The sequence below is a fragment of the Rhodospirillum rubrum ATCC 11170 genome (assembly GCF_000013085.1).
GTDB classification, from domain to species: domain Bacteria; phylum Pseudomonadota; class Alphaproteobacteria; order Rhodospirillales; family Rhodospirillaceae; genus Rhodospirillum; species Rhodospirillum rubrum.
This window is the reverse complement of sequence record NC_007643.1, coordinates 4,214,700-4,234,441: the sequence shown is the minus strand read 5'-3', so window position 1 is coordinate 4,234,441 and position 19,742 is coordinate 4,214,700. Positions and strand designations below refer to the sequence as shown.

The 19,742-nt window shown below is 65.2% G+C and carries 19 protein-coding genes; 13 read left to right on the top strand and 6 right to left on the bottom strand.

What is annotated here, in order from left to right:
- Nucleotides 1–6 precede the first annotated feature (6 nt).
- The gene (gene ald, locus RRU_RS19020) at nt 7–1,125 is read right to left on the bottom strand and encodes an alanine dehydrogenase (RefSeq protein WP_011391433.1); all 1,119 of its coding nucleotides are present in this window, start codon (nt 1,123–1,125) and stop codon (nt 7–9) included.
- Nucleotides 1,126–1,281: 156 nt separating this feature from the next.
- Here ald and RRU_RS19015 point away from each other — a divergent pair, with 156 nt between their 5' ends.
- Nucleotides 1,282–1,749, top strand: coding sequence for an Lrp/AsnC family transcriptional regulator (locus RRU_RS19015; RefSeq protein ID WP_014626636.1), 468 nt, complete (start codon nt 1,282–1,284; stop codon nt 1,747–1,749).
- Nucleotides 1,750–1,795: 46 nt separating this feature from the next.
- Nucleotides 1,796–3,424, top strand: a complete 1,629-nt coding sequence (locus tag RRU_RS19010) for a tetratricopeptide repeat-containing sulfotransferase family protein (RefSeq protein ID WP_011391431.1) — start codon at nt 1,796–1,798, stop codon at nt 3,422–3,424.
- 7 nt (nt 3,425–3,431) lie between these two features.
- On the opposite strand, the gene RRU_RS19005 is transcribed toward RRU_RS19010, so the two are convergent.
- Genes RRU_RS19005 through RRU_RS18995 form a run of 3 tightly spaced genes read right to left on the bottom strand, consistent with a single transcriptional unit; the run spans nt 3,432 to nt 5,222 of the window.
- Complete coding sequence (locus RRU_RS19005; protein ID WP_011391430.1) at nt 3,432–4,010, bottom strand: YceI family protein; 579 nt, start codon at nt 4,008–4,010, stop codon at nt 3,432–3,434.
- A gap of 12 nt (nt 4,011–4,022) precedes the next feature.
- Nucleotides 4,023–4,589, bottom strand: a complete 567-nt coding sequence (locus RRU_RS19000) for a cytochrome b (protein WP_011391429.1) — start codon at nt 4,587–4,589, stop codon at nt 4,023–4,025.
- A gap of 27 nt (nt 4,590–4,616) precedes the next feature.
- The gene (locus tag RRU_RS18995) at nt 4,617–5,222 is read right to left on the bottom strand and encodes a YceI family protein (protein ID WP_011391428.1); all 606 of its coding nucleotides are present in this window, start codon (nt 5,220–5,222) and stop codon (nt 4,617–4,619) included.
- 326 nt (nt 5,223–5,548) lie between these two features.
- Here RRU_RS18995 and RRU_RS18990 point away from each other — a divergent pair, with 326 nt between their 5' ends.
- The 10 genes from RRU_RS18990 to secD all read left to right on the top strand — a co-directional run bounded on the left by RRU_RS18990 (nt 5,549) and on the right by secD (nt 16,635).
- Nucleotides 5,549–6,541, top strand: coding sequence for a TerC family protein (locus RRU_RS18990; RefSeq protein ID WP_011391427.1), 993 nt, complete (start codon nt 5,549–5,551; stop codon nt 6,539–6,541).
- Nucleotides 6,542–6,602: 61 nt separating this feature from the next.
- Nucleotides 6,603–7,733, top strand: a complete 1,131-nt coding sequence (gene rodA, locus RRU_RS18985) for a rod shape-determining protein RodA (RefSeq protein ID WP_011391426.1) — start codon at nt 6,603–6,605, stop codon at nt 7,731–7,733.
- A 206-nt stretch (nt 7,734–7,939) separates the two neighbouring features.
- Nucleotides 7,940–8,917 (top strand): TRAP transporter substrate-binding protein, encoded by a 978-nt coding sequence (locus RRU_RS18980; protein ID WP_014626635.1) that lies wholly within the window; start codon nt 7,940–7,942, stop codon nt 8,915–8,917.
- A 129-nt stretch (nt 8,918–9,046) separates the two neighbouring features.
- Complete coding sequence (locus tag RRU_RS18975; protein WP_011391424.1) at nt 9,047–9,772, top strand: TRAP transporter small permease; 726 nt, start codon at nt 9,047–9,049, stop codon at nt 9,770–9,772.
- Complete coding sequence (locus RRU_RS18970) at nt 9,769–11,052, top strand: TRAP transporter large permease (protein WP_011391423.1); 1,284 nt, start codon at nt 9,769–9,771, stop codon at nt 11,050–11,052. Before RRU_RS18975 ends, RRU_RS18970 begins: the two co-directional genes overlap by 4 nt.
- 128 nt (nt 11,053–11,180) lie before the next feature.
- Nucleotides 11,181–11,843, top strand: coding sequence for a glutathione S-transferase family protein (locus tag RRU_RS18965; RefSeq protein ID WP_011391422.1), 663 nt, complete (start codon nt 11,181–11,183; stop codon nt 11,841–11,843).
- Between the two features lie 189 nt (nt 11,844–12,032).
- On the top strand, nt 12,033–12,194 hold the full coding sequence (locus tag RRU_RS19875; protein WP_011391421.1) for a hypothetical protein: 162 nt from the start codon (nt 12,033–12,035) through the stop codon (nt 12,192–12,194).
- A 190-nt stretch (nt 12,195–12,384) separates the two neighbouring features.
- Nucleotides 12,385–13,515, top strand: coding sequence for a sodium ion-translocating decarboxylase subunit beta (locus RRU_RS18960; RefSeq protein WP_011391420.1), 1,131 nt, complete (start codon nt 12,385–12,387; stop codon nt 13,513–13,515).
- A gap of 89 nt (nt 13,516–13,604) precedes the next feature.
- The gene (locus RRU_RS18955) at nt 13,605–13,964 is read left to right on the top strand and encodes a hypothetical protein (RefSeq protein ID WP_011391419.1); all 360 of its coding nucleotides are present in this window, start codon (nt 13,605–13,607) and stop codon (nt 13,962–13,964) included.
- 109 nt (nt 13,965–14,073) lie between these two features.
- Nucleotides 14,074–16,635 (top strand): protein translocase subunit SecD, encoded by a 2,562-nt coding sequence (gene secD / locus RRU_RS18950; protein ID WP_011391418.1) that lies wholly within the window; start codon nt 14,074–14,076, stop codon nt 16,633–16,635.
- 68 nt (nt 16,636–16,703) lie between these two features.
- Here the strand turns inward: secD and ybaL are convergent, their stop codons facing one another.
- Nucleotides 16,704–18,434, bottom strand: coding sequence for a YbaL family putative K(+) efflux transporter (gene ybaL / locus RRU_RS18945; RefSeq protein ID WP_011391417.1), 1,731 nt, complete (start codon nt 18,432–18,434; stop codon nt 16,704–16,706).
- A gap of 209 nt (nt 18,435–18,643) precedes the next feature.
- Between ybaL and RRU_RS18940 the strand changes: the two genes are divergently transcribed.
- The gene (locus RRU_RS18940; RefSeq protein WP_011391416.1) at nt 18,644–19,144 is read left to right on the top strand and encodes a TIGR00645 family protein; all 501 of its coding nucleotides are present in this window, start codon (nt 18,644–18,646) and stop codon (nt 19,142–19,144) included.
- A 59-nt stretch (nt 19,145–19,203) separates the two neighbouring features.
- Here RRU_RS18940 and ybaK read toward each other — a convergent pair whose 3' ends face one another.
- The gene (gene ybaK, locus RRU_RS18935) at nt 19,204–19,677 is read right to left on the bottom strand and encodes a Cys-tRNA(Pro) deacylase (RefSeq protein ID WP_011391415.1); all 474 of its coding nucleotides are present in this window, start codon (nt 19,675–19,677) and stop codon (nt 19,204–19,206) included.
- Nucleotides 19,678–19,742 lie beyond the last annotated feature (65 nt).

Here is a 19,742-nt window from a genome sequence, read left to right as displayed (position 1 = left end):
GCCGGGTTACGCGCCCAGCACCGACGCCGCCGGGGTGTGCTCATAACCCAATTCGGCGGCGACCGGGGCGCAGGTGACCTTGCCGGCGTGGACGTTCAGCCCTTCGAGCAAGCCGGGATCATCGGCCAGCGCCGCCTTCCAGCCCTTGGTGGCGATCGCCAGACCATAGGGCAGGGTGGCGTTGGTGAGCGCATAGGTCGAGGTGCGGGCGACGGCGCCGGGCATATTGGCCACGCAGTAATGAACCACGCCATCGACGACATAGGTCGGCGCGTCGTGGGTGGTCGCCTTTGATGTCTCGAAGCAGCCGCCCTGATCGATCGCCACATCGACCAGCACCGCGCCGGGGCGCATGCGGCCCAGCATGGCGCGAGTCACCAGCTTGGGGGTAGCGGCGCCCTTCACCAGCACCGCGCCGATCACCAGATCGGACTCGAGCACCGTTTGCTCCAGCGCCGCCCGGGTTGAATAGACGGTCTTGAGGCCGGCGCCAAAGCGCGCCGACAGCCGGGCGAGGGCGTCGAGCGAGCGATCAAGCACCGTGACCTCGGCGCCGATGCCCAGGGCGATCTGCGCGGCGTTCTCGCCGACCACGCCGCCGCCGATGATCGCCACCTTGGCCGGGGCGACCCCGGGCACGCCGCCCAACAGCACGCCTTCGCCGCCATGGGCCTTTTCCAGGCAATGGGCGCCGGCCTGGATCGCCATGCGACCGGCCACCTGGGACATCGGCGCCAGCAGCGGCAGGCCGCCCTTGGCGTCGGTCACCGTCTCATAGGCGATGCAGGTGGCGCCCGAGGCGATCAGGGCGCGGGTCTGCTCGGGATCGGGGGCGAGGTGCAGATAGGTGTAAAGGATCTGGCCGGGGCGCAGCATGGCGCATTCAACCGCCTGGGGCTCCTTGACCTTGATCACCATCTCGGCGCCGGCGAACACCTCGGCCGCCGTCGCAGCGATGGTGGCGCCGGCCTTGATGTAATCGGCGTCGGTCGAGCCGATGCCCAGGCCAGCGCCGCTTTCCACCACCACGGCGTGACCGTGGTCGACGAATTCATGAACGCTATTGGGGGTCAGGCCGACCCGGTATTCGTGATTCTTGATTTCCTTGGGAACACCGATACGCATGCGACAATCCTTCAAGGCCCGCGCGGCGGGGGATGGTGACGAGAGATCAAAACTCTGCGCCGGATTCGGTGAAATGTGCTTGCGAAACGACCAGGGCCTATGCGCCTATGCACAACATTCAGGCGGAAATCGTCCGAATTTTCGTGGATCGTGCCAATGGTCGCCCTCGATACGCTAGATCGTAAGATTCTGCGGGCCTTACAATGCGACGGCCGCATCACCAACACCGAGCTTGCCGAGCGCATCGGCCTATCGGCTTCGGCCTGCCTGCGGCGGGTGAAGCGGCTGGAAGACGAGGGGGTGATCGGCGGTTATACGGCGGTGCTCGATCAGATCGCCCTTGGCAAACCGGCCTCGATTTTCGTTGAGATCACCCTGGCCAGCCAGTCGGAGGCCAGTTTATCGGCCTTCGAGGCGGCGGTCCGAGTCTGCCCGGAGGTCATGGAATGCCACCTGATGTCGGGCAGCGCCGATTACCTGCTGCGCTTCGTCGCCGCCGACACCCTTGATTTCGAACGCATCCACAAGATCTATCTCACCCGCCTGCCCGGCGTCGCCCGCATCCGCTCGGCCTTCAGCCTGCGCACCGTCTCGCGGCGCGCCGGCTTTCCCCTGGGGGATTAACCCATGCTATAGACGGGGGCGAAATTGGCGGAAAAAGGACCCATCCATGCAGGGCCATCACGCGGCGGCGCGCGCCTTGCGCCGTCAGGGGCGCCTAGGCGAGGCGATCGCCCGCTATCGCGCGGCCCTGGCCGCCACCCCGGGCGCGGCCGTTCTCCAAGCCGAAATGGCCGAATGCCTGTTCGCCGCCGGTCAGGCCGAAGCGGCGGTGAAGGCGCTGGGTCAGGCGGTCCGGCTCGACCCCGATAACGCCACCCACCGCGGCAATCTGGCGATGCTGCTGGCCCGCAAGGGCGATCTGGCCGGCGCCATTGATCATGCCCGGGCGGCGGTGCGCCTCGCCCCCAAGGACGGCGCCTTGCGCCTGCGTCTGGCCCGTCTGCTGATCGCGGCCGGCCATCCCCGCGAGGCCGAGGCCGAGGCCCTGGACGCCACCCGCCGTCTGCCGCGCGAGGCCGCCAGTTGGATTGCCCTGGCCGGAGCCCGGCTGCTTGACCAGCGCCCCAATGACGCCGAAGCGCCCAGCGCCCGCGCCCTAGCCCTGGCCCCCAATGACGCCGAGGCGCTCAGCCTGCGCACCGATCTGCTGCTCAGCCTCGGCCGTCTGGCCGAGGCCGAGGCGACGGCCCGCCTTGCCTTGAAGCGGCAACCCACGTCGCTGGCCGCCCTGGTCGCGCTGTCGAAAGCCAAGACCTTCCGCCCCGACGACCCGGACTGGCCGGCCCTGGCGGCCCTGCTGCCCAGCCTGGGCGAGAGGAGCGCCGAAGAGGCGGTAAAGCTGCATTTCGCCAGCGCCAAGGCGCTGGAGGACATGGGCCGCGACGACGAGGCCTTCGCCCATTATCAGGCGGGCAACAGCCTGAAGGGCAGGGGCCTGCCCGATGAACTGCCGGCGCTGAGCGCCATGGTCGACAGCCTGGAACGCTGGACGCCCAAGCTGCGGCCGGTCGGCGAGGGCGATCCTTTGCCGGTGTTCATCGTCGGCATGCCGCGCTCGGGCACCACGCTGGTCGAACAGATCCTTGACCGCCACCGGGCGATCCATGGCGCCGGCGAGATCTTGCTGTTTGGCGAAAGGGTGGTCGCCAACGGCCTGGGCGGCTATAGCGCCGATCCGCAAGGCCTTGATCCCGAGCGGCTAGCGGCTTTGGGGGCGGATTATCGCGACCGCCTGCGCGGCCTCGCCCCCCGGGCCGGGCGCATCATCAACAAGACCCCGGGTAACTGGCTGCATCTGGGGCTGATCGCCGCCGCCCTGCCCGGCGCCAGGATCATCTGGTGCCGGCGCGATCCCGTCGATTGCTGCCTGTCGTGCTTTCGCAATCTGTTCGGCCAGGGCCACGCCTGGACCACCGATCTGGGGCGGGCCGGGCGCTACTATCGCCTTCAAGAGCGGCTGACCGGCCACTGGCAGGCCGTGCTGGGCGATGAGCGCATGACCGCCGTTGATTACGAGGCCCTGGTCGCCGACCCGGAGGCCGAGGCCCGCCGGCTGGTCGCCCACCTTGGCCTGGAGTGGGACGAGGCCTGCCTTGACCATACCCGGGGCGGGCGGGCGGTCACCACCTTGTCCCAGGTCCAGGTCCGCCAGCCGATCACCGACGCCTCCGTCGGTCGCGGCCGGCGGTTCCAGACCCACCTCGGGCCGCTTCTCACCGCCCTGGACGGGCGCTGAGAACCCCTCAGCGCGTGGCTTCGATGTGGAAGGCGATGGTCACCTTGCGCCCGACGGCGCCGTCGCCGGCCCATTCGCCGGTGCCGACGCTGAAATCGGTGCGGTCGACGGTCACTTGGCCCTCGGCCACCGCCTTGGCGCCGTCGATGGTCACGGTGAAGGGAACCTCCACCGCCTTGGTGATGCCGCGAATGGTCAGATCAGCCTTGCCGACATAGCCCTTGCCCTCGGCGGCCGGGGTGATGGCGGTGGTGACGAAGCCAGCGGTGGGATGGGCCGCCACATCGAACCACGCCGGCTTGCCGATCTCGCCATCGCGATCGGGGCTGCCGGTCACCGCCGAGGCCATGTCGATGGTGACGGCCACGGCGCTGCCCGCCAGATCATCGGGCGAGAAGGTGATCTGCGGGGTGAAGGCCTGGAAGCGGCCGTCAAAGGCCGCCCCCATCTGGGTACCCTGGAAAGTCAGACGGCTGGCCGCCGCATCGGCGGTCCAAGGATCGGCGGCGAAGCCGGGCTTGGGCAGGGCGCCGAGGGAGGCGAAAAGCGCCAGGGCGAACAGCCGGGAAACGGAACGGGGGATCATTCTGGCAAGTCCTTATCGGGAAGGGCGGCGGGCGAGGGGAAGCATGCGCCGCAGCGTATCGTCGCGGTCGATCAGGTGATGTTTCACCGCCCCGGCGGCGTGAAGAACGATCAGCCCAACCACCCCCCAGGCCAGGGCGCCATGAAGCGTGGCGGCGGCTTCGCGCAGGGCCTGATCGGGAGCGACAAGATTGGGCAGGGTGAACAGCCCAAAGACGCTGACCGGGAAATTGGCCGCCGAACTGGCGATCCAACCGGTCAGCGGCATGGCCAGCAGGCCGGCATAAAGGCCGACATGGGCGGCCTTGGCCATCACCCGTTCCCAGGGCGCATGCTCGGCATGGCCGCTTGGACCGCGTTGCGCCAAGCGCCAGCCCAGGCGGGCCAGGGTCACCATCAGCACCAGGGCGCCGATCGATTTATGCAGGGCGTAAAGCTCGAGCTTTTGGGCACCCAAAGGCAGGTCGGCCATGACCCAGCCCAGGCCGATCAATGCGATAACCGCAAGGGCGGTAAGCCAATGGGCGATCCGGCTGACCGCGCCGTAGCGCGCGGCCTCGTCGCCGAAGGGAAGGGCCATGACCGATCCTCCTAAAAGAACGAAACCTTAGGACCGCTGGCCTTCCAACTGGATCTCGATCACCACGTCCTCGCCGATGTTGGGCGAATAGGTGGTGATGCCGAAATCGCTGCGCTTGAGGGTGGTCGTCGCGCCAAAGCCGGCGGATTGGGCGTTGGACACCGGATTGGCGCCGATTTTGTTGAGGACGACATCAAGGGTGACGGGCTTGGTCACGCCATGCAGGGTCAGATCGCCAACGACCTTGGCGGTCTTGTCGCCGGTCAGGGTCACGGCGGTGCTTTTGAAGGTGGCGGTGGGGAATTTGGCGACATCGAAGAAATCGGCCGACTTCAGGTGCTCGTCGAGCTTGGCGACATCGGTCGACACCCCGGCCAAATCGATGGTGAAAGCGACCTTGCTGTCAGCGGGCTTGGCCTCGTCAAGAACGACGCTGCCCTCGAAGGTTTTGAACTTGCCGACGAAGGTGGAGAAGCCGAAATGGCTGACCTTGAACAGCACATGGGTGTGGGCGGGATCGACCTTATAGGTCTCGGGCGCCGCCAGGGCCGGGTGGATGGCGAACAGCCCAAGGCCGGCGGCCAGGGCGAGCGGGGCGAAGGCGCGGGTCGCGCGGGAACGGATCGCAGTCATTGAACGGATCTCCAGTCTTGGGTTCCTGCACGGCTTAAGGCCCCTTCAGGCCGCCGTACCCCAACAAGGTGGGGGTTGCGGAGCGCCGGGGGAACCGGGAAACGGAGAACATCACTGTTCATGATTCATGAACAATCACCCGCCCCGCCCAAAAAACGCCCAAAAAAGAAGCCGCGCCGCCTCCCTTGCCGAAAAGACCACGGCGCCCCCATATCACGCCACACCCGGGTCCGGGCCCCTCTGGCGGTGACGGCGGTCACCGCGATGTCGGACCTTTCCGCCGTCTTCGCGCTGACGCGGCGCCTCGAAGACCCCGGAGGTTCCCCGTGGAACTCCTCGATTTTTTATTCATCCCGGTGATGGGGAAACCCGCCTGGGCATGGCTGGCCTTTATCGCCGTCGTTCTTGTCCTGCTGATTCTCGACCTCGGCGTTCTCAACCGCAAATCCCACGACATTTCGATCGCCCAAAGCCTGCGGCTGTCGGTTTTCTATATCGCCGTCGCCCTGGCCTATGGCGGCTGGGTTTGGTGGTATCTGGGTGAAACCGCTGGGATGGACTATCTGACGGGCTATGTCGTCGAAAAAAGCCTGTCGCTAGACAACATCTTCGTCATTTCGCTGGTTTTCAGCTATTTCGCCATTCCCCGCGCCTATCAGCACCGGGTTCTGTTCTGGGGTATCCTGGGCGTCATCGTGCTGCGTGGCATCATGATTGGCCTGGGTGCCGCCCTGATCTCGGAATTCCACTGGATCCTTTATCTGTTCGGCGCCTTCCTGATCCTGACCGGCGTCAAGATGATGGTCTCGCGCAACGAGGATGACGCGGCGTCGCTGGCCGACAACAAGCTGATCGGCTTCCTGCGCCGCCATCTGCGGGTGACCGAGGAACTGGACGGCGAGCGCTTCTGGGTGCGTCGCCCCCATCCCGAAACCGGAAAGAGCGTCGCCTGGGCGACGCCGCTGTTCCTGGCCCTGGTGGTGGTCGAAGCCACCGACGTGCTGTTCGCCGTGGACAGCGTGCCGGCGGTGTTCGCCATCACCACCGATCCCTTCATCGTCTACACCAGCAACATCTTTGCCATCCTCGGCCTGCGCGCCCTCTATTTTGCTCTGGCGGCGATGGTCCATCGCTTCGTATACCTGCACTACGCCTTGGCGGCGGTGCTGATCTTCATCGGATCGAAGATCTTCTATGCCGAGTTCATCGGCAAAATGCCGGCTTCGGTCTCGCTGGGCGTAACCTTCGCCCTGCTGGCTTTGGGCGTCATCGTGTCGCTGCTGCGGCCGGCGGACAAAACACCAGACAGCCGTTCCTAGACGGAGCGGCGCCATCATCAAGCGCCCCGCCCTCCGGGGCGGGGTAGCGGAGTAAAGACGCGTGGCGAAAAAAGAGCTGCTCGACGAGCCGCTGGTTACGCCCTGGCATGTGGTAGCCTCGCTGCGCATCCACGATATCTTGTTCCTGCTGGCGCTGGCCTTTCTATCGCTGGTGGGGGCCCTGGCCCTGTTCTCGGCCGCCGGCGGGCGGGCCGATCCCTGGGCGGACAGCCATCTGATCCGCTTCGGCATCGGTCTCGTCGCCGCCCTGGCCTTGGCCTGCGTCAACGTGCGGCTGATCATGCACGCGGCCTATGCCATTTATGGCTTCTTCCTGCTGGCCCTGGTCGGCGTGGCGGTTTTTGGCCATGTCGGCATGGGGGCCCAGCGCTGGTTGAACCTGGGGGTGGTCGCCGTTCAGCCCTCGGAGTTCATGAAGGTCGGGCTGATCGTGGCTTTGGCGCGCTATTACCACCACCTGCCCAACGACCGCTGCACCACCTTGCTGGCCGCCTTGCCCGCCGCCTTCCTGACCCTGCTGCCGGTGGGGCTAGTGTTCTTGCAGCCCAATCTCGGCACCAGCATCCTGCTTGCCGCCACCGGCGGCATCATCGCCCTGCTCGGCGGTCTGCCGTTATGGACGCTGGTCGTCGCCTTCACCGCCGCCGGTGTCTCGCTGCCGGTGCTGTGGAGCCACATGCACGACTACCAGAAGGCCCGGGTTCTGACCTTCCTCAACCCCGAGCGCGATCCCTTGGGGGCGGGCTATAACATCATTCAATCGAAGATCGCCCTGGGGTCGGGGGGGATCTGGGGCAAGGGCCTGCTCAACGGCTCGCAAAGCCAGCTTGGCTTCCTGCCCGAAAAGCACACGGATTTCATCTTCGTGGTCATCGCCGAGGAACTGGGCATGTTCGGCGGCATGCTGATCCTTGGCGCCTGCTGCGCCATCGTCATTTACGGATACATCGTGGCGGCGCGCACCAAATACGTCTTTGGCCGCCTGTGCGCCGTTGGCGTGGCCTCGTCGTTCTTTCTGTATGTCTTCGTCAATCTGGCGATGGTCATGGGATTGATCCCGGTGGTCGGCATTCCGCTGCCTTTGGTATCCTATGGCGGAACGGTGATGATCGCGGTGATGGTTTCGGCGGGTTTGCTGCTGAATATTTCCATTCGGCCGCGCCTGCGCTGACCATCGCCCGTCCCCCCAGGCGATTTAGCCCCTAATAATTGAGTTCTTGAGAAGAGGCGCGCCCTCCCCTTATACTTCGGCGCACCAGGCCCGCGATCATTGATTGCGGCATTCCATGGGGATGGGATGGGTTCTGGCTGTCAAGAATGATGTACTGGAAACTTAATTTCAGTACCGGGAGGACACTTATGAAACTTTCCGTATTTATGGGACTGATTCTGGGGGGGGTGATGATCGCCGGGGGCGCTCAGGCCGCCGATGAACCGATCGTCATTAAATTCAGCCATGTCGTGGCGCCCGATACCCCCAAGGGCAAGGCCGCCGAGATGTTCAAGAAGCTGGCCGAGGAAGGCACGGCCGGCCGCGTCAAGGTCGAGGTCTATCCCAACTCGCAGCTTTACAAGGACAAAGAGGAACTCGAAGCCCTCCAGCTTGGCGCCGTGCAGATGCTGGCGCCGTCCCTGGCCAAATTCGGGCCGCTGGGCGTCAAGGAATTCGAGGTTTTCGACCTGCCCTACATCTTCCCGACCAAGGACGTGCTGCGCGCCGTCACCGACGGGCCGATCGGCGCCTCGCTGCTCAAGAAGCTGGAAGGCCGCGGCATCAAAGGCTTGGCCTATTGGGATAACGGCTTCAAGATTTTCAGCGCCAACAAGCCGCTGCTCAAGCCCGACGACCTCAAGGGCGTGAAGATGCGCATCCAGTCATCGAAGGTGCTCGATGCCGAAATGCGCGCGCTGGGCGCCCTGCCGCAGGTGATGGCCTTCTCGGAAGTCTATCAGGCCCTGCAGACCGGCGTTGTCGACGGCACCGAAAACCCGCCGTCGAACATGTATACCCAGAAGATGCACGAAGTGCAGAAGCATGCCACGCTGACCAATCACGGCTATCTGGGCTATGCGGTCATCGTGAACAAGAAGTTCTGGGAAGGCCTGCCCGCCGATATCCGCGCACCGCTGGAAACGGCGATGGCGGACTCCACCAAGTTCGCCAATGCCATCGCCCAGCAGGAAAACGACGATTCGCTCGCGGCGATGAAGGCTTCGGGCAAGACCGAATTCCACATGCCCTCCGAGGATGAACTGAAGGCCTGGCAAGACGCCCTGCTGCCCGTTCACAAGGAGATGGAAGGCCGCGTCGGCAAGGATCTGATCGAGTCGATTTACGCCGTTTCCAAGCAGTAGGTCGGTTTTCCCCAACCCGATCCGGTAATCCTTCCCGGGACGCGATTCCTCATCGTCGCTTCCCGGGGCCTTGCCCGCAGGGCCGGCGCGTGGTTTCGCGACCGGCCCGTTCGTCGGTGGAGCCCGCCCGTGAAAGTCCTCGACCACCTCGAGGAGGCGCTCATCGCCTTCCTCATGGCCGCCGCGACGTTGATCATCTTCGTCGCCGTGGTCCATCGCTACGCCTCCGGCGTGGCTTTCCTTTACCCCTACGTCGGCCATCTGCATTTCGCCTGGGCCCAGGAACTCTGCATCATCTTGTTCGTCTGGATGGCGAAATTCGGCGCGGCCTATGGCGTGCGCACCGGCATCCACGTTGGCGTCGACGTCGTCATCAACCGCCTGAAACCCCGGGCGCGCGGCGTGTTCATCGTTTTCGGCCTGTTGGCCGGGGCGGCGTTCACCGGCTGCGTCGCCGTGCTGGGCGGCTCGTTCGTTTGGGATAACGGCGCCCATTACGCCTTCGTCACCGCCCTGGGGCTGGAGATCGGCGACCTTTACGAAGGGCCGATCACCGCCGACCTCGAGTGGCCGACCTGGATCGTCTACAGCGCCATTCCGCTGGGATCGTCCTTGATGTGCTTTCGCTTCCTGCAGGTCTGCGTCGGCTTCCTGCGCACGGGCGAGTTGCCCCACCACGACCATGGCCATGTGGAGGGCCTGGACGAGGACAAGACCGATGCCCAGCGCGCCGCCCAGGACATCAACTGGTTCACCATGAACGACGGCCTCCATCCCAAGGACATCGCCCACGACGACGACACCGGGGACAAGCCAGATGATGGCACCGGAACCGGCAAGGGAGACGGCCGATGAGCGCCCTCATCATCTTCACCCTGCTGCTCTGCCTGATGCTGACGGGCATGCCGATCTCGATCTCGCTCGGCCTGACGGTTCTGACCTTCCTGTTCACCATGACCACGGTGCCGATCGAATCGGTGGCCTTGAAGCTGTTCACCGGCATCGAGAAGTTCGAGATCATGGCGATCCCGTTCTTCATTCTGGCGGGCAACTTCCTGACCCACGGCGGGGTCGCCAAGCGCATGATCAATTTCGCCACGGCGATGGTCGGCCATTGGTATGGCGGCCTGGGGCTGGGCGGCGTGGTCGCCTGCGCGCTGTTCGCCGCCATTTCGGGCTCGTCGCCGGCCACCGTCGTCGCCATCGGCTCGATCTTGCTGCCGGCGATGGTCAAGCAGGGCTTTCCCCGGCGCTTCGGCGCCGGCGTCATCACCACCTCGGGCGCGCTTGGCATCCTGATCCCGCCGTCGCTGGTCATGGTGATGTACGCGGTGGCGACCAACACCTCGGTCGGCGCCCTGTTCATGGCCGGCGTCGTCCCCGGGCTGGTGCTGGCCACCTTGCTGGGCGTCACCACCTCGGTCATCGCCCGCAAGAACAACTATCCGCGCCTGCCCAAGGCGAGTTGGGCGACCCGGGCCAAGGCCTTCCGCGAGGCGATCTGGGGCCTGATGCTGGTCGTCATCGTCATCGGCGGCATCTATTCCGGGATCTTCACCCCGACCGAAGCCGCGGCGATGAGCGCCGTCTACGCCTTTCTGATCGCCGTCTTCGTCTATAAGGACATGCCGCTGCGCGGCGTGGTGAAGATCTTGCTGTCCTCGGCCTCGATGTCGGCGATGCTGCTCTACATCATCACCAACGCGGTGCTGTTCAGCTTCGTTCTGGCCAATGAGAACATTCCCCAGGCCATCGCCGACTGGATCGTCGGCAAGGAACTGGGCATCGTCGCCTTCTTGCTGGTGGTCAACGTCCTGCTGCTGGCGGCGGGCAATTTCATGGAGCCGTCATCGATCGTTCTGATCATGGCGCCTATTCTTTTCCCGGTGGCGATGAAGCTGGGCATCGATCCGGTGCATTTCGGCATCCTGATCATCGTCAACATGGAGGTCGGCATGTGCCATCCGCCGGTCGGGCTGAACCTCTATGTCGCCTCGGGCATTACCAAGATGGGAATATCCGAGCTGACGGTGGCGGTGATGCCCTGGCTGCTGACCATGCTGGGCTTCCTGATCGTCGTCACCTATTGGCCGGGCCTGTCGCTGTGGCTGCCCCGGGCCCTGGGCATGATGTAGGGCCGTCGCGCCAAGAACCGCCACCATCAGGGGGACACGGGCGAAGGCCGGTGTCCCCTTTTTTCCGCCCGCCCCATCGGCCCACCGTCCTGATCGTCGTCTCCCTCCCCCGTTCAAGGAGCACGCCCATGATCACCCTGCACCACCTCAACAACTCGCGGTCCCAACGCGTCCTCTGGCTGCTGGAGGAACTGGAGATCCCCTATGGGCTGGAACGCTACCAGCGTGATCCCAAAACGATGCTGGCGCCCGAGGCCCTGCGCGCCATTCATCCTTTGGGCAAAGCGCCGATCATCACCGACGAGGGCCATACGGTGGCCGAGACCGGCGCCATCGTGGAGTATATCCTGTCGCGCCATGGCGGCGGCCGGATGATCCCGCCGGCCGGTTCGGATGACCATCTGGCTTATACTTATTGGCTGCATTTCGCCGAAGGGTCGGCCATGCCGCCGCTGGTGATGGATATCGTCCTTCAGGAAATGCCCAAGCGGATCACCCCGCTGATCCGTCCGCTGGCCAAGCTGATCGGCCAGGGCATGCGCAAGGGCTATCTGAAGCCGATGATCGACAGCCACCTTGATCTGATGGAAACCACCCTGACCGGCGGTGGCTGGTTCGCCGGCGCGGCGCTGACGGCGGCCGATGTGATGATGAGCTTTCCCGTGGAAGCCGCGGCGGCGCGCGTCGGCCTGGGATCGCGCCGCGCCCTGGCGGCCTGGCTGGCCAAGATTCACGCCCGCCCGGCCTTCACCCGCGCCCTGGAGAAAGGCGGGCCCTACGCCTATGCCTGAGAACAGGCCGCGTCGCCGGGCCCGATCAACCGAGGGTCGGAGATCGGGCCTTATGCGCCGGGCCCTTGCGGCGCGATCCTTGACAGAAAACCCTATAGCCCCTAACCCTTAACCCATCCGCCCCGCCGGTTGGCTCCGCCCCGGACCCAGGCCGCGCCGGAGCCCGCCCCAGAGAAAGGATCAGGCCCCATGATCCCGGACACCCTGCACGGCGCCCTGTTGCTGAGTCTGATCGACTTCGTCCTCAGCATCGCCATCATTTCCGCCATCGGCATTCTTCTGGCCCTGTTCCCGCTGCTCAACAAGCTGGGCGCGGCCGACGAGGCGAAGATGCGCGAGGGTGGCCACTAGATCAAACCGCGTTGAACGATCCCCCTGTAACCCAGGGATTGTGATCGAGAGTCAATAGATTGGAGCGGCAGAAAACCGCTCTCGCCTTCTCCACGCGCCGCTTGTGCCGGCCGCTTTCCCCAAGCGGCCATCCCCCGCCGCCCGACCTCCGTCGGGATCGCCTTCGCCCCCAGCCCGAGGGACCCCCACCGTGCTCGACCAACTGATCGCCTTCGCCCAGGCGCTGGAATCCCAGACGGGCCTCTCGCATTTCTGGTGGGGCAACGCGGTGATGATCGCCATCGGCGCGACGATGATCTATCTGGCGGTGTCGAAGAAATACGAGCCGCTGTTGCTGGTCGGCATCGGTTTTTCGTGCATCATCGCCAATGTGCCGGGCTCGGATCTGATCTTGCCGGGCGGCTTGTTCAACTACGCCTATCAGGGGGTGGCGCTGCTGATCATCCCGCCGCTGATCTTCTTTGGCGTCGGCGCCATGACCGATTTCGGCCCGATGATCGCCAACCCCAAGCTGGTGATCCTGGGGGCGGCGGCCCATCTGGGGATCTTCGTCGCCCTGATCCTGGCCAAGCTGCTGGGCTTCACCCTGGCCGAGGCCGGGGCGATCGGCATCATCGGCGGGGCCGACGGACCGATGGCGATCTTCGTGACGATGAAACTGGCCCCCCATCTGCTGCCGCAGGTGTCGGTGGCGGCCTATTCCTATATGGCGCTGATGCCGCTGATCCAGCCGCCGGTGATGCGCCTGCTGACCACGCGCAAGGAACGGCTGATCACCATGCGCCAGTCGCGGCCGGTCAGCCGCCTGGAAAAGATCGCCTTTCCCATCGTCATCGGTATCGTCGTCAATCTGTTCCTGCCGCCGGTGGCGCCGCTGATCACCATGCTGATGCTGGGCAATCTGTTCCGCGAGGTGCTGGTGGTCGACCGACTGGTCAAGACGGCGGCCAATGATCTGATGAACGTCATCATCATCATCCTGACCGTCGCCATCGGCTCGACGATGAACGCCGACAGCTTCCTGACCATTCAGACGGTGCAGATCGTCGTGCTCGGACTGGTCGCCTTCATCTTCGGCACCGCCTCGGGGGTGATCGGGGCGAAGATCATGAACCTGTTCCTCAAGGAAAAGATCAATCCGCTGCTCGGGTCGGCGGGCATCGCCTCGGTGCCGATCGCCGCCCGCGTCTCCCATATCGTCGCCCTGCGCGAGAACCCGACCAACTATCTGATCTATCACGCCATGGGTCCCAATCTGGCCGGCGTCTTCGGCACCGCCATCTCGGGCGGCATCATGCTGGCGCTGATCGGGGTCAAATAAGCGATCCCGATCGGCCGGGCTTTCCCTTATAGTCCGCCGATCGGCTTTTCCGGCCGCCGCTCCAAGGCCCGCCACCAAGGATCGTTCGCGTGACCCATCGGCTTCTTCTCGCCCCCCTGACCGCCCTGGCCGCCCTGGCTTGGCTGGCCTCGGCTTTGGGCGTGACGCCGAGCGGCCCGCCCGGTCCAAGCGAAAGCGGCTTCGCCCGCGATACGATCGACGCGGCGGCGCTGTGCCGGTCGATGCTGGTCAAGGCCTTGCCCGGCGATCGCCGCGACGAGTCGAGCGACCACCCGGGGCAGGGGGCCCTGGCCCCCCCGTCCTTCCCGACACCACCCCGGCCGGTGTTTTCCCTGGCCGTCCCGCAGCCCATGGCCCAAGACGCCGTGGCGGCGGAGGCTCTGGCGCCGCTACCGCCGGCGACCGGCCCCCCCGGCCGGACCGCCTGATCCCCAAATCCGCCCTCCCGGCCTTTCGCGTCGCCCGAGGTCTGTTTCCACCCCGCCCGCCCGTCGCCCCGCACCCCCTGCGACCCGACGCGGCGGATGGAGATCACGAATGCTGTATTTTTCCAAAGCCAAGACGATCGCGATCATCGCGGTCTGTCTGATCGGCCTTCTGCTTGCCCTGCCCAACGCCTTCAAGCACGGCTCGCTGCCCGACTGGTTGCCGCAGAACCGCATCACCCTGGGCCTCGACCTCCAGGGCGGCTCGCATCTGCTGCTTGCCGTCGATATGCCGGCGGTCATCCACGACCGACTGGAAACCATGCTTGAAAGCGTGCGCACCAATCTGCGCAAGGACTCGCTGCGCTATACCGGTCTGGCGGTGCGCGACCGCTCGGTGGTTTTCACCCTGGCCTCGGCTGACGACATCGAAACCGCGCGCGGCGCCCTGGCGCCGCTGGTCCAGCCCGACGAGCCGGGCAAGCCGGCCGATTACGGCCTGACCTTCGATGGCCTGACCGGGCGCATCGCCCTGGCCGATTCGGGCGTTCAGGCCTGGGCCGACAAGGCCGCCCAACAGTCGATCGAAATCGTCCGCCGCCGCATCGACGAGACCGGCGTCAACGAGCCGATGATCGCCCGCCAGGGCGCCGACCGCATCCTGGTCCAGCTTCCCGGCGTTTCCGATCCCGGCCGCATCAAGCGCCTGCTCGGCCAGACCGCCAAGATGACCTTCCATATGGTCGGCGACCGGGCCTTGGGCGATGGCAGCGTTCCCGCCGGCTACCGGCTGCTGCCCTCGGCCGATCCCGCCCGTCCGGGCGAAAAGATCCTGGTGTCGCGCAAGGTCGAGGTCGACGGCAGTCATCTGACCGACGCCAAGCCCAGCTTCGACCAGCAGAACGGCCAGTGGGTGGTCAGCTTCTCCTTCGACGGCCAGGGCGCCCGCCGCTTCGCCGATGTCACCAAGATGGCCGTCGGCAAGCCCTTCGCCATCGTGCTTGACGACAAGGTGGTCAGCGCCCCGGTCATCCGCGAGCCGATCACCGGCGGACGCGGGCAGATTTCGGGCAGCTTCACCGCCGCCAGCGCCAATGATCTGGCGGTGCTGCTGCGCGCCGGCGCCCTGCCGGCCCCCCTGACCGTGGTCGAGGAACGCACCGTCGGCCCCGATCTCGGCGCCGATTCGATCCGCGCCGGCATGATCGCCATCAGCGTCGGCTTCGTGCTGGTGGTCGCCTATATGGGCATCTTCTACGGCCTGTTCGGCTGGTTCGCCAATGTCGCCCTGGTCTTCAATCTGGCGATCACCCTTGGCGCCTTGTCGTTGATGCAGGCCACCTTGACCCTGCCCGGCATCGCCGGCCTGCTGCTGTCGCTGGGCATGGCGGTCGATGCCAATATCCTGATCAACGAGCGCATCCGCGAAGAGGCCAAAAAGGGGCGGGGCGTCGCCGCGTCGATGGAAACCGGCTTCAAGCGCGCCTTCGCCACCATCTTCGATTCCAACATCACCACCCTGATCAAGATGGCGATCTTGTTCTCGATCGGCGTCGGCACCATCCGCGGCTTCGCCGTGACCATCTCGCTGGGCATCATCGTCAGCATGTTCACCGCGATCACCGTCACCCGCTTGCTGATGGTGATCTGGTTCCGCCGCACCAAGCCCAAGAGCCTGCCGATGGCCAACCATTTCCGGCTGGTTCCCGATCACACCAAGATCGCCTTCATGCGCGGCCGCCTGCTTGGGCTGGGCGGATCGGTGGTGCTGTCGGTCGCCTCGGTGGTGCTGTTCTTCCACCCCGGCCTGAATTACGGCGTCGATTTCGCCGGCGGCACGGTGATGGAGGTGCGCTCGCAGAACGCCGTCGATTTCCCGGCCTTGCGCACCGATCTTCAGTCGCTGCCGATCGGCCCGGTCCAGCTTCAGGCTTTTGGCTCGCCCAATGACGTGCTGATCCGCCTGGAACGCCAGGAAGGCGGCGACGCCGCCCAGGCCGAGGTGGTCAAGCAGGTCCAGGGCATGCTGGAGCGCGACTATGCCGGCAGCGAGATCCGCCGGGTCGACAGCGTCGGCGCCTCGGTCTCGGCCGAGTTGTTCCAAGACGGCATGATGGCCCTTGGTTTGGCCGCCATCGCCATGCTGATCTATATCTGGTTCCGCTTCGAATGGCAGTTCGGCGTCGGCGCCGTGGTCACCATGCTGCTCGACGTGACCAAGACGGTGGGCTTCTTCGCCATCACCGGCATGCAGTTCAACCTAACGGCCATCGCCGCCATCCTGACCATCATGGGCTATTCGATCAACGACAAGGTCGTGGTCTATGACCGGGTGCGCGAGAACCTGCGGCTGTACCGCACCATGCCCCTGCGGCAGTTGATCGACAAATCGATCAATGAAACCCTGGGACGGACGGTGGGCACCTCGCTTGCCACCTTCCTCGCCATCATCCCGCTGGCCGTCTTCGGCGGCGAGGCCCTGCGCGAATTCGCCCTGGTGCTGCTGTTTGGCGTGGTGCTGGCGACCAGTTCGTCGGTGTTCATCGCCGCGCCGCTGCTTCTGCTGCTGGGCGAGCACCGGCTGCGTCCGGGGCTGTCGGCCAAGGCGCTGGCCAAGACCGAGGGCGAGACCGAGACCGATGACACCGGCGAGGCGCCGACCCCGGCGCGGTGACCCCCGCCTTCCTTGAACAGAAAACGGCCGGTGGGGCATCCCGCCGGCCGTTTTCTTGTGGGGGACCCTTACAAGCGCGGCAGCAGGGCCTCGGCGATCATGCCGCGCGCCGTTTCGCGTTCGGCCATCACCACCCGCGACGCACCGCGTGCTTTCAGGTGTTCGACCTCGGCGTCGGAATGGGCGCGGGCGATGATCTGCAGATCGGGGTTCGACTTGCGCGCCTGTTCAACCACCTGGCCAGCCTCGAAGGCGTTGGGAATGGCCACGAACAGCCAGCGCGCCTCGATGGTGTCGGCCAGGGCCAGGGTCTCGGGGTCGGCGGCATTGCCCAGGTGGCACGAGACGCCCTTGCCGCGCAGCGCCTCGATCACGCTTTCGGATTCCTCGATGACCACCCGCCTGACCTCGCGTTCGGCCAGCATCTCGCCGATCAGCGCCCCGACCCGTCCGGAACCGACGACCACCGCATGACCGCTGGCCGGAGCCACCGGCGCCGGCTTGGCCACCGCGATCGCCGCCTCGTCCTCGTCGTCCGCCGCCCCGGAGGAGGGAGCGGGTTCGGGCGGGTCAGCCGCCGCCGAAGCGGAAGCGGAAGCGTCATGCAAGAAATAGCGGTCGAGCAACATGAACAAAAACGGATTGAGCAGGATCGATACGATCGCCGCCGCCAGGATCAGATCCTGACCCTGCTGGGGCATTAAGCCGAGCGACACGCCAAGCGGGGCGAGGATGAACGAGAATTCGCCGATCTGGGCAAGGCTGGCGGCGATGGTCAAAGCCGTGGCCTTGCTGTGGCCGAACATCAGCACCAGACCGAAGGCCGCGACCGATTTGCCAAAAACGATGACCAGCAAGGTGGCGACGAACAGCAGCGGGCTTTCGATCACCGAGGATGGATTGAACAGCATGCCGACCGACACGAAGAACAGCACGGCGAAGGCATCGCGCAGGGGCAGGGTGTCCTGGGCGGCCTGACCGCTCAGTTCGGATTCATTCATGACCATGCCGGCGAAGAAGGCTCCCAGGGCGAAGGACACCCCAAACAACGTGGCCGAGCCGAAGGCGACGCCAAGGGCGATCACCAACACCGCCAACCGGAACAACTCGCGCGAGCCGGTCGAGGCCATGCGGTGGAGCAGCCAGGGAATGACCCGCCGACCAACCACCAGCATCAGCACGATGAAGGCCGCCACCTTGGCCAGAGTGACGCCTAAGGATATCCCGACATCGACCAGCGATAGGCTGGGCGTGCCGTTCGCGGTGCCCACCCCCAAGGCTCCGGCGACGGCGGGCAGCAACACCAGCGCCATCACCATCGCCAGATCCTCGACGATCAGCCAGCCGACGGCGATGCGCCCGCGCAGGGTATCGATCAGCCGGCGATCTTGCATGGCGCGCAGCAAAACCACCGTGCTCGCCACCGAAAGCGCTAGGCCGAACACGATACCGCCGCCCAGACCCCAACCGGCGAAATGGGCGATGCCTATGCCGAGAACGGTCGCGAAAGCGATCTGAACAATGGCGCCGGGAACGGCGATCGCCCGCACCGACAGCAGATCCTTGAGGGAAAAGTGTAAGCCGACGCCAAACATCAACAAGATCACGCCGATCTCGGAGAGTTCCGAAGCCAGATTTTGATCGGCGACATAACCTGGGGTTGCTGGCCCAATAACGATACCGGCTAAAAGATAGCCGACCAGCGGCGAGACTTTAAGACGATGGGCGATGGCACCGAAAATGAAGGCGATGCCGAGACCGGCGACGAGAATGGTAATCAGGGGAGTCGCGTGGATCATGCGCGGTCCTGGCAAAACACGGATTGGGAGGAAAGGCGGCGGGACCCCTGACATGGGGCGAAGGCCCAAGGAGCTCAACGTATTTGACCGTATGAGCGGAATTTTCCCAAGACCTTTAGGCGGTATCGGAGGAGCTTCTTGACAGAGGGGCCCTCTCGGCCCTTGAGTCCGACTCGAAACAGATCCTCTCAACCTGAAAGAGATAGCTTGTGAAGCCGCTCGAACTGCTCATCGAACGCATAATCCTCGCCAGCCGCTGGATGCTGGTGATCTTCTATCTTGGCCTGGGAGCGGCCCTAGCCGTCTATGCGGTGTCGTTTCTCTATAAGTTCGCCAAGATCGCTGGCGATGTCTTCGTGCTGGGCGAAGCCGAGATGATCCTGGCGATGCTCAGCCTGATCGACGCCGCCCTGGTCGCCAGCCTGATCGTCATGGTGATGATCTCAAGCTACGAGAATTTCGTTGGCCGCTTCGATGACCATCAGGTCGAAGTGTCGTGGCTGGGTAAGCTTGACGCCGGCAGCCTGAAGATCAAGGTGGCGTCGTCGATCGTCGCCATCTCCTCGATCCACCTGCTGCAGATCTTCCTCAACGCCAGTCAATACGACAACGGCAAGATCATGTGGTTCACCCTCATGCATCTCACCTTCGTCGTCTCGGCCCTGATGCTCGGCTTCCTCGAGAAGATCTTGCACAAGGAAAAAATCTAGGACGACTCGCGAGTGCGCCGGACCAGCACGCGACGACGAGTCGCCCTCCTATCGGGATATTAGGCCACGATCGAGGCCACCCGGGCGCCAAGGGCGGCGACGGCATCGGCCGGCGCCAAGCGCACCTGAAGGCCGCGCTGGCCGCCGTTCATATAGACCCGCTCCTCGGCCAGGGCGCTTTCCTCGACCACCGTCGGCACGGTGCGCTTCTGGCCAAAGGGGCTGATGCCGCCCACATGAAAGCCGGTCAGCCGTTCGGCGTCGGCGGGCTTCATCATATGGGCCGCCTTGCCGCCGAACACGGCGGCCAGCTTTTTCATGCTGACCTCGCGGTCGGAGGGCACGACGGCGCAGACCGCCTTGCCGTCGACCTCGGCCATCAGGGTTTTCAGCACCCGGCGGGGGTGTTCGCCGATGGCCTGGGCGGCCTGAAGCCCGATGCTCGGCGCATCGGGATCGTACTCATAGCTCACCACCTCGTGAACGACATGGGCGCGATCAAGCGCCTGGGTGGCGCGGGTGGTCTTGGACATGGGACGGCTCGCTTGACAGTCTGGCGTGAGGCCGAGTCTAGCGCCGCGACGGCGGACGGCAAAGT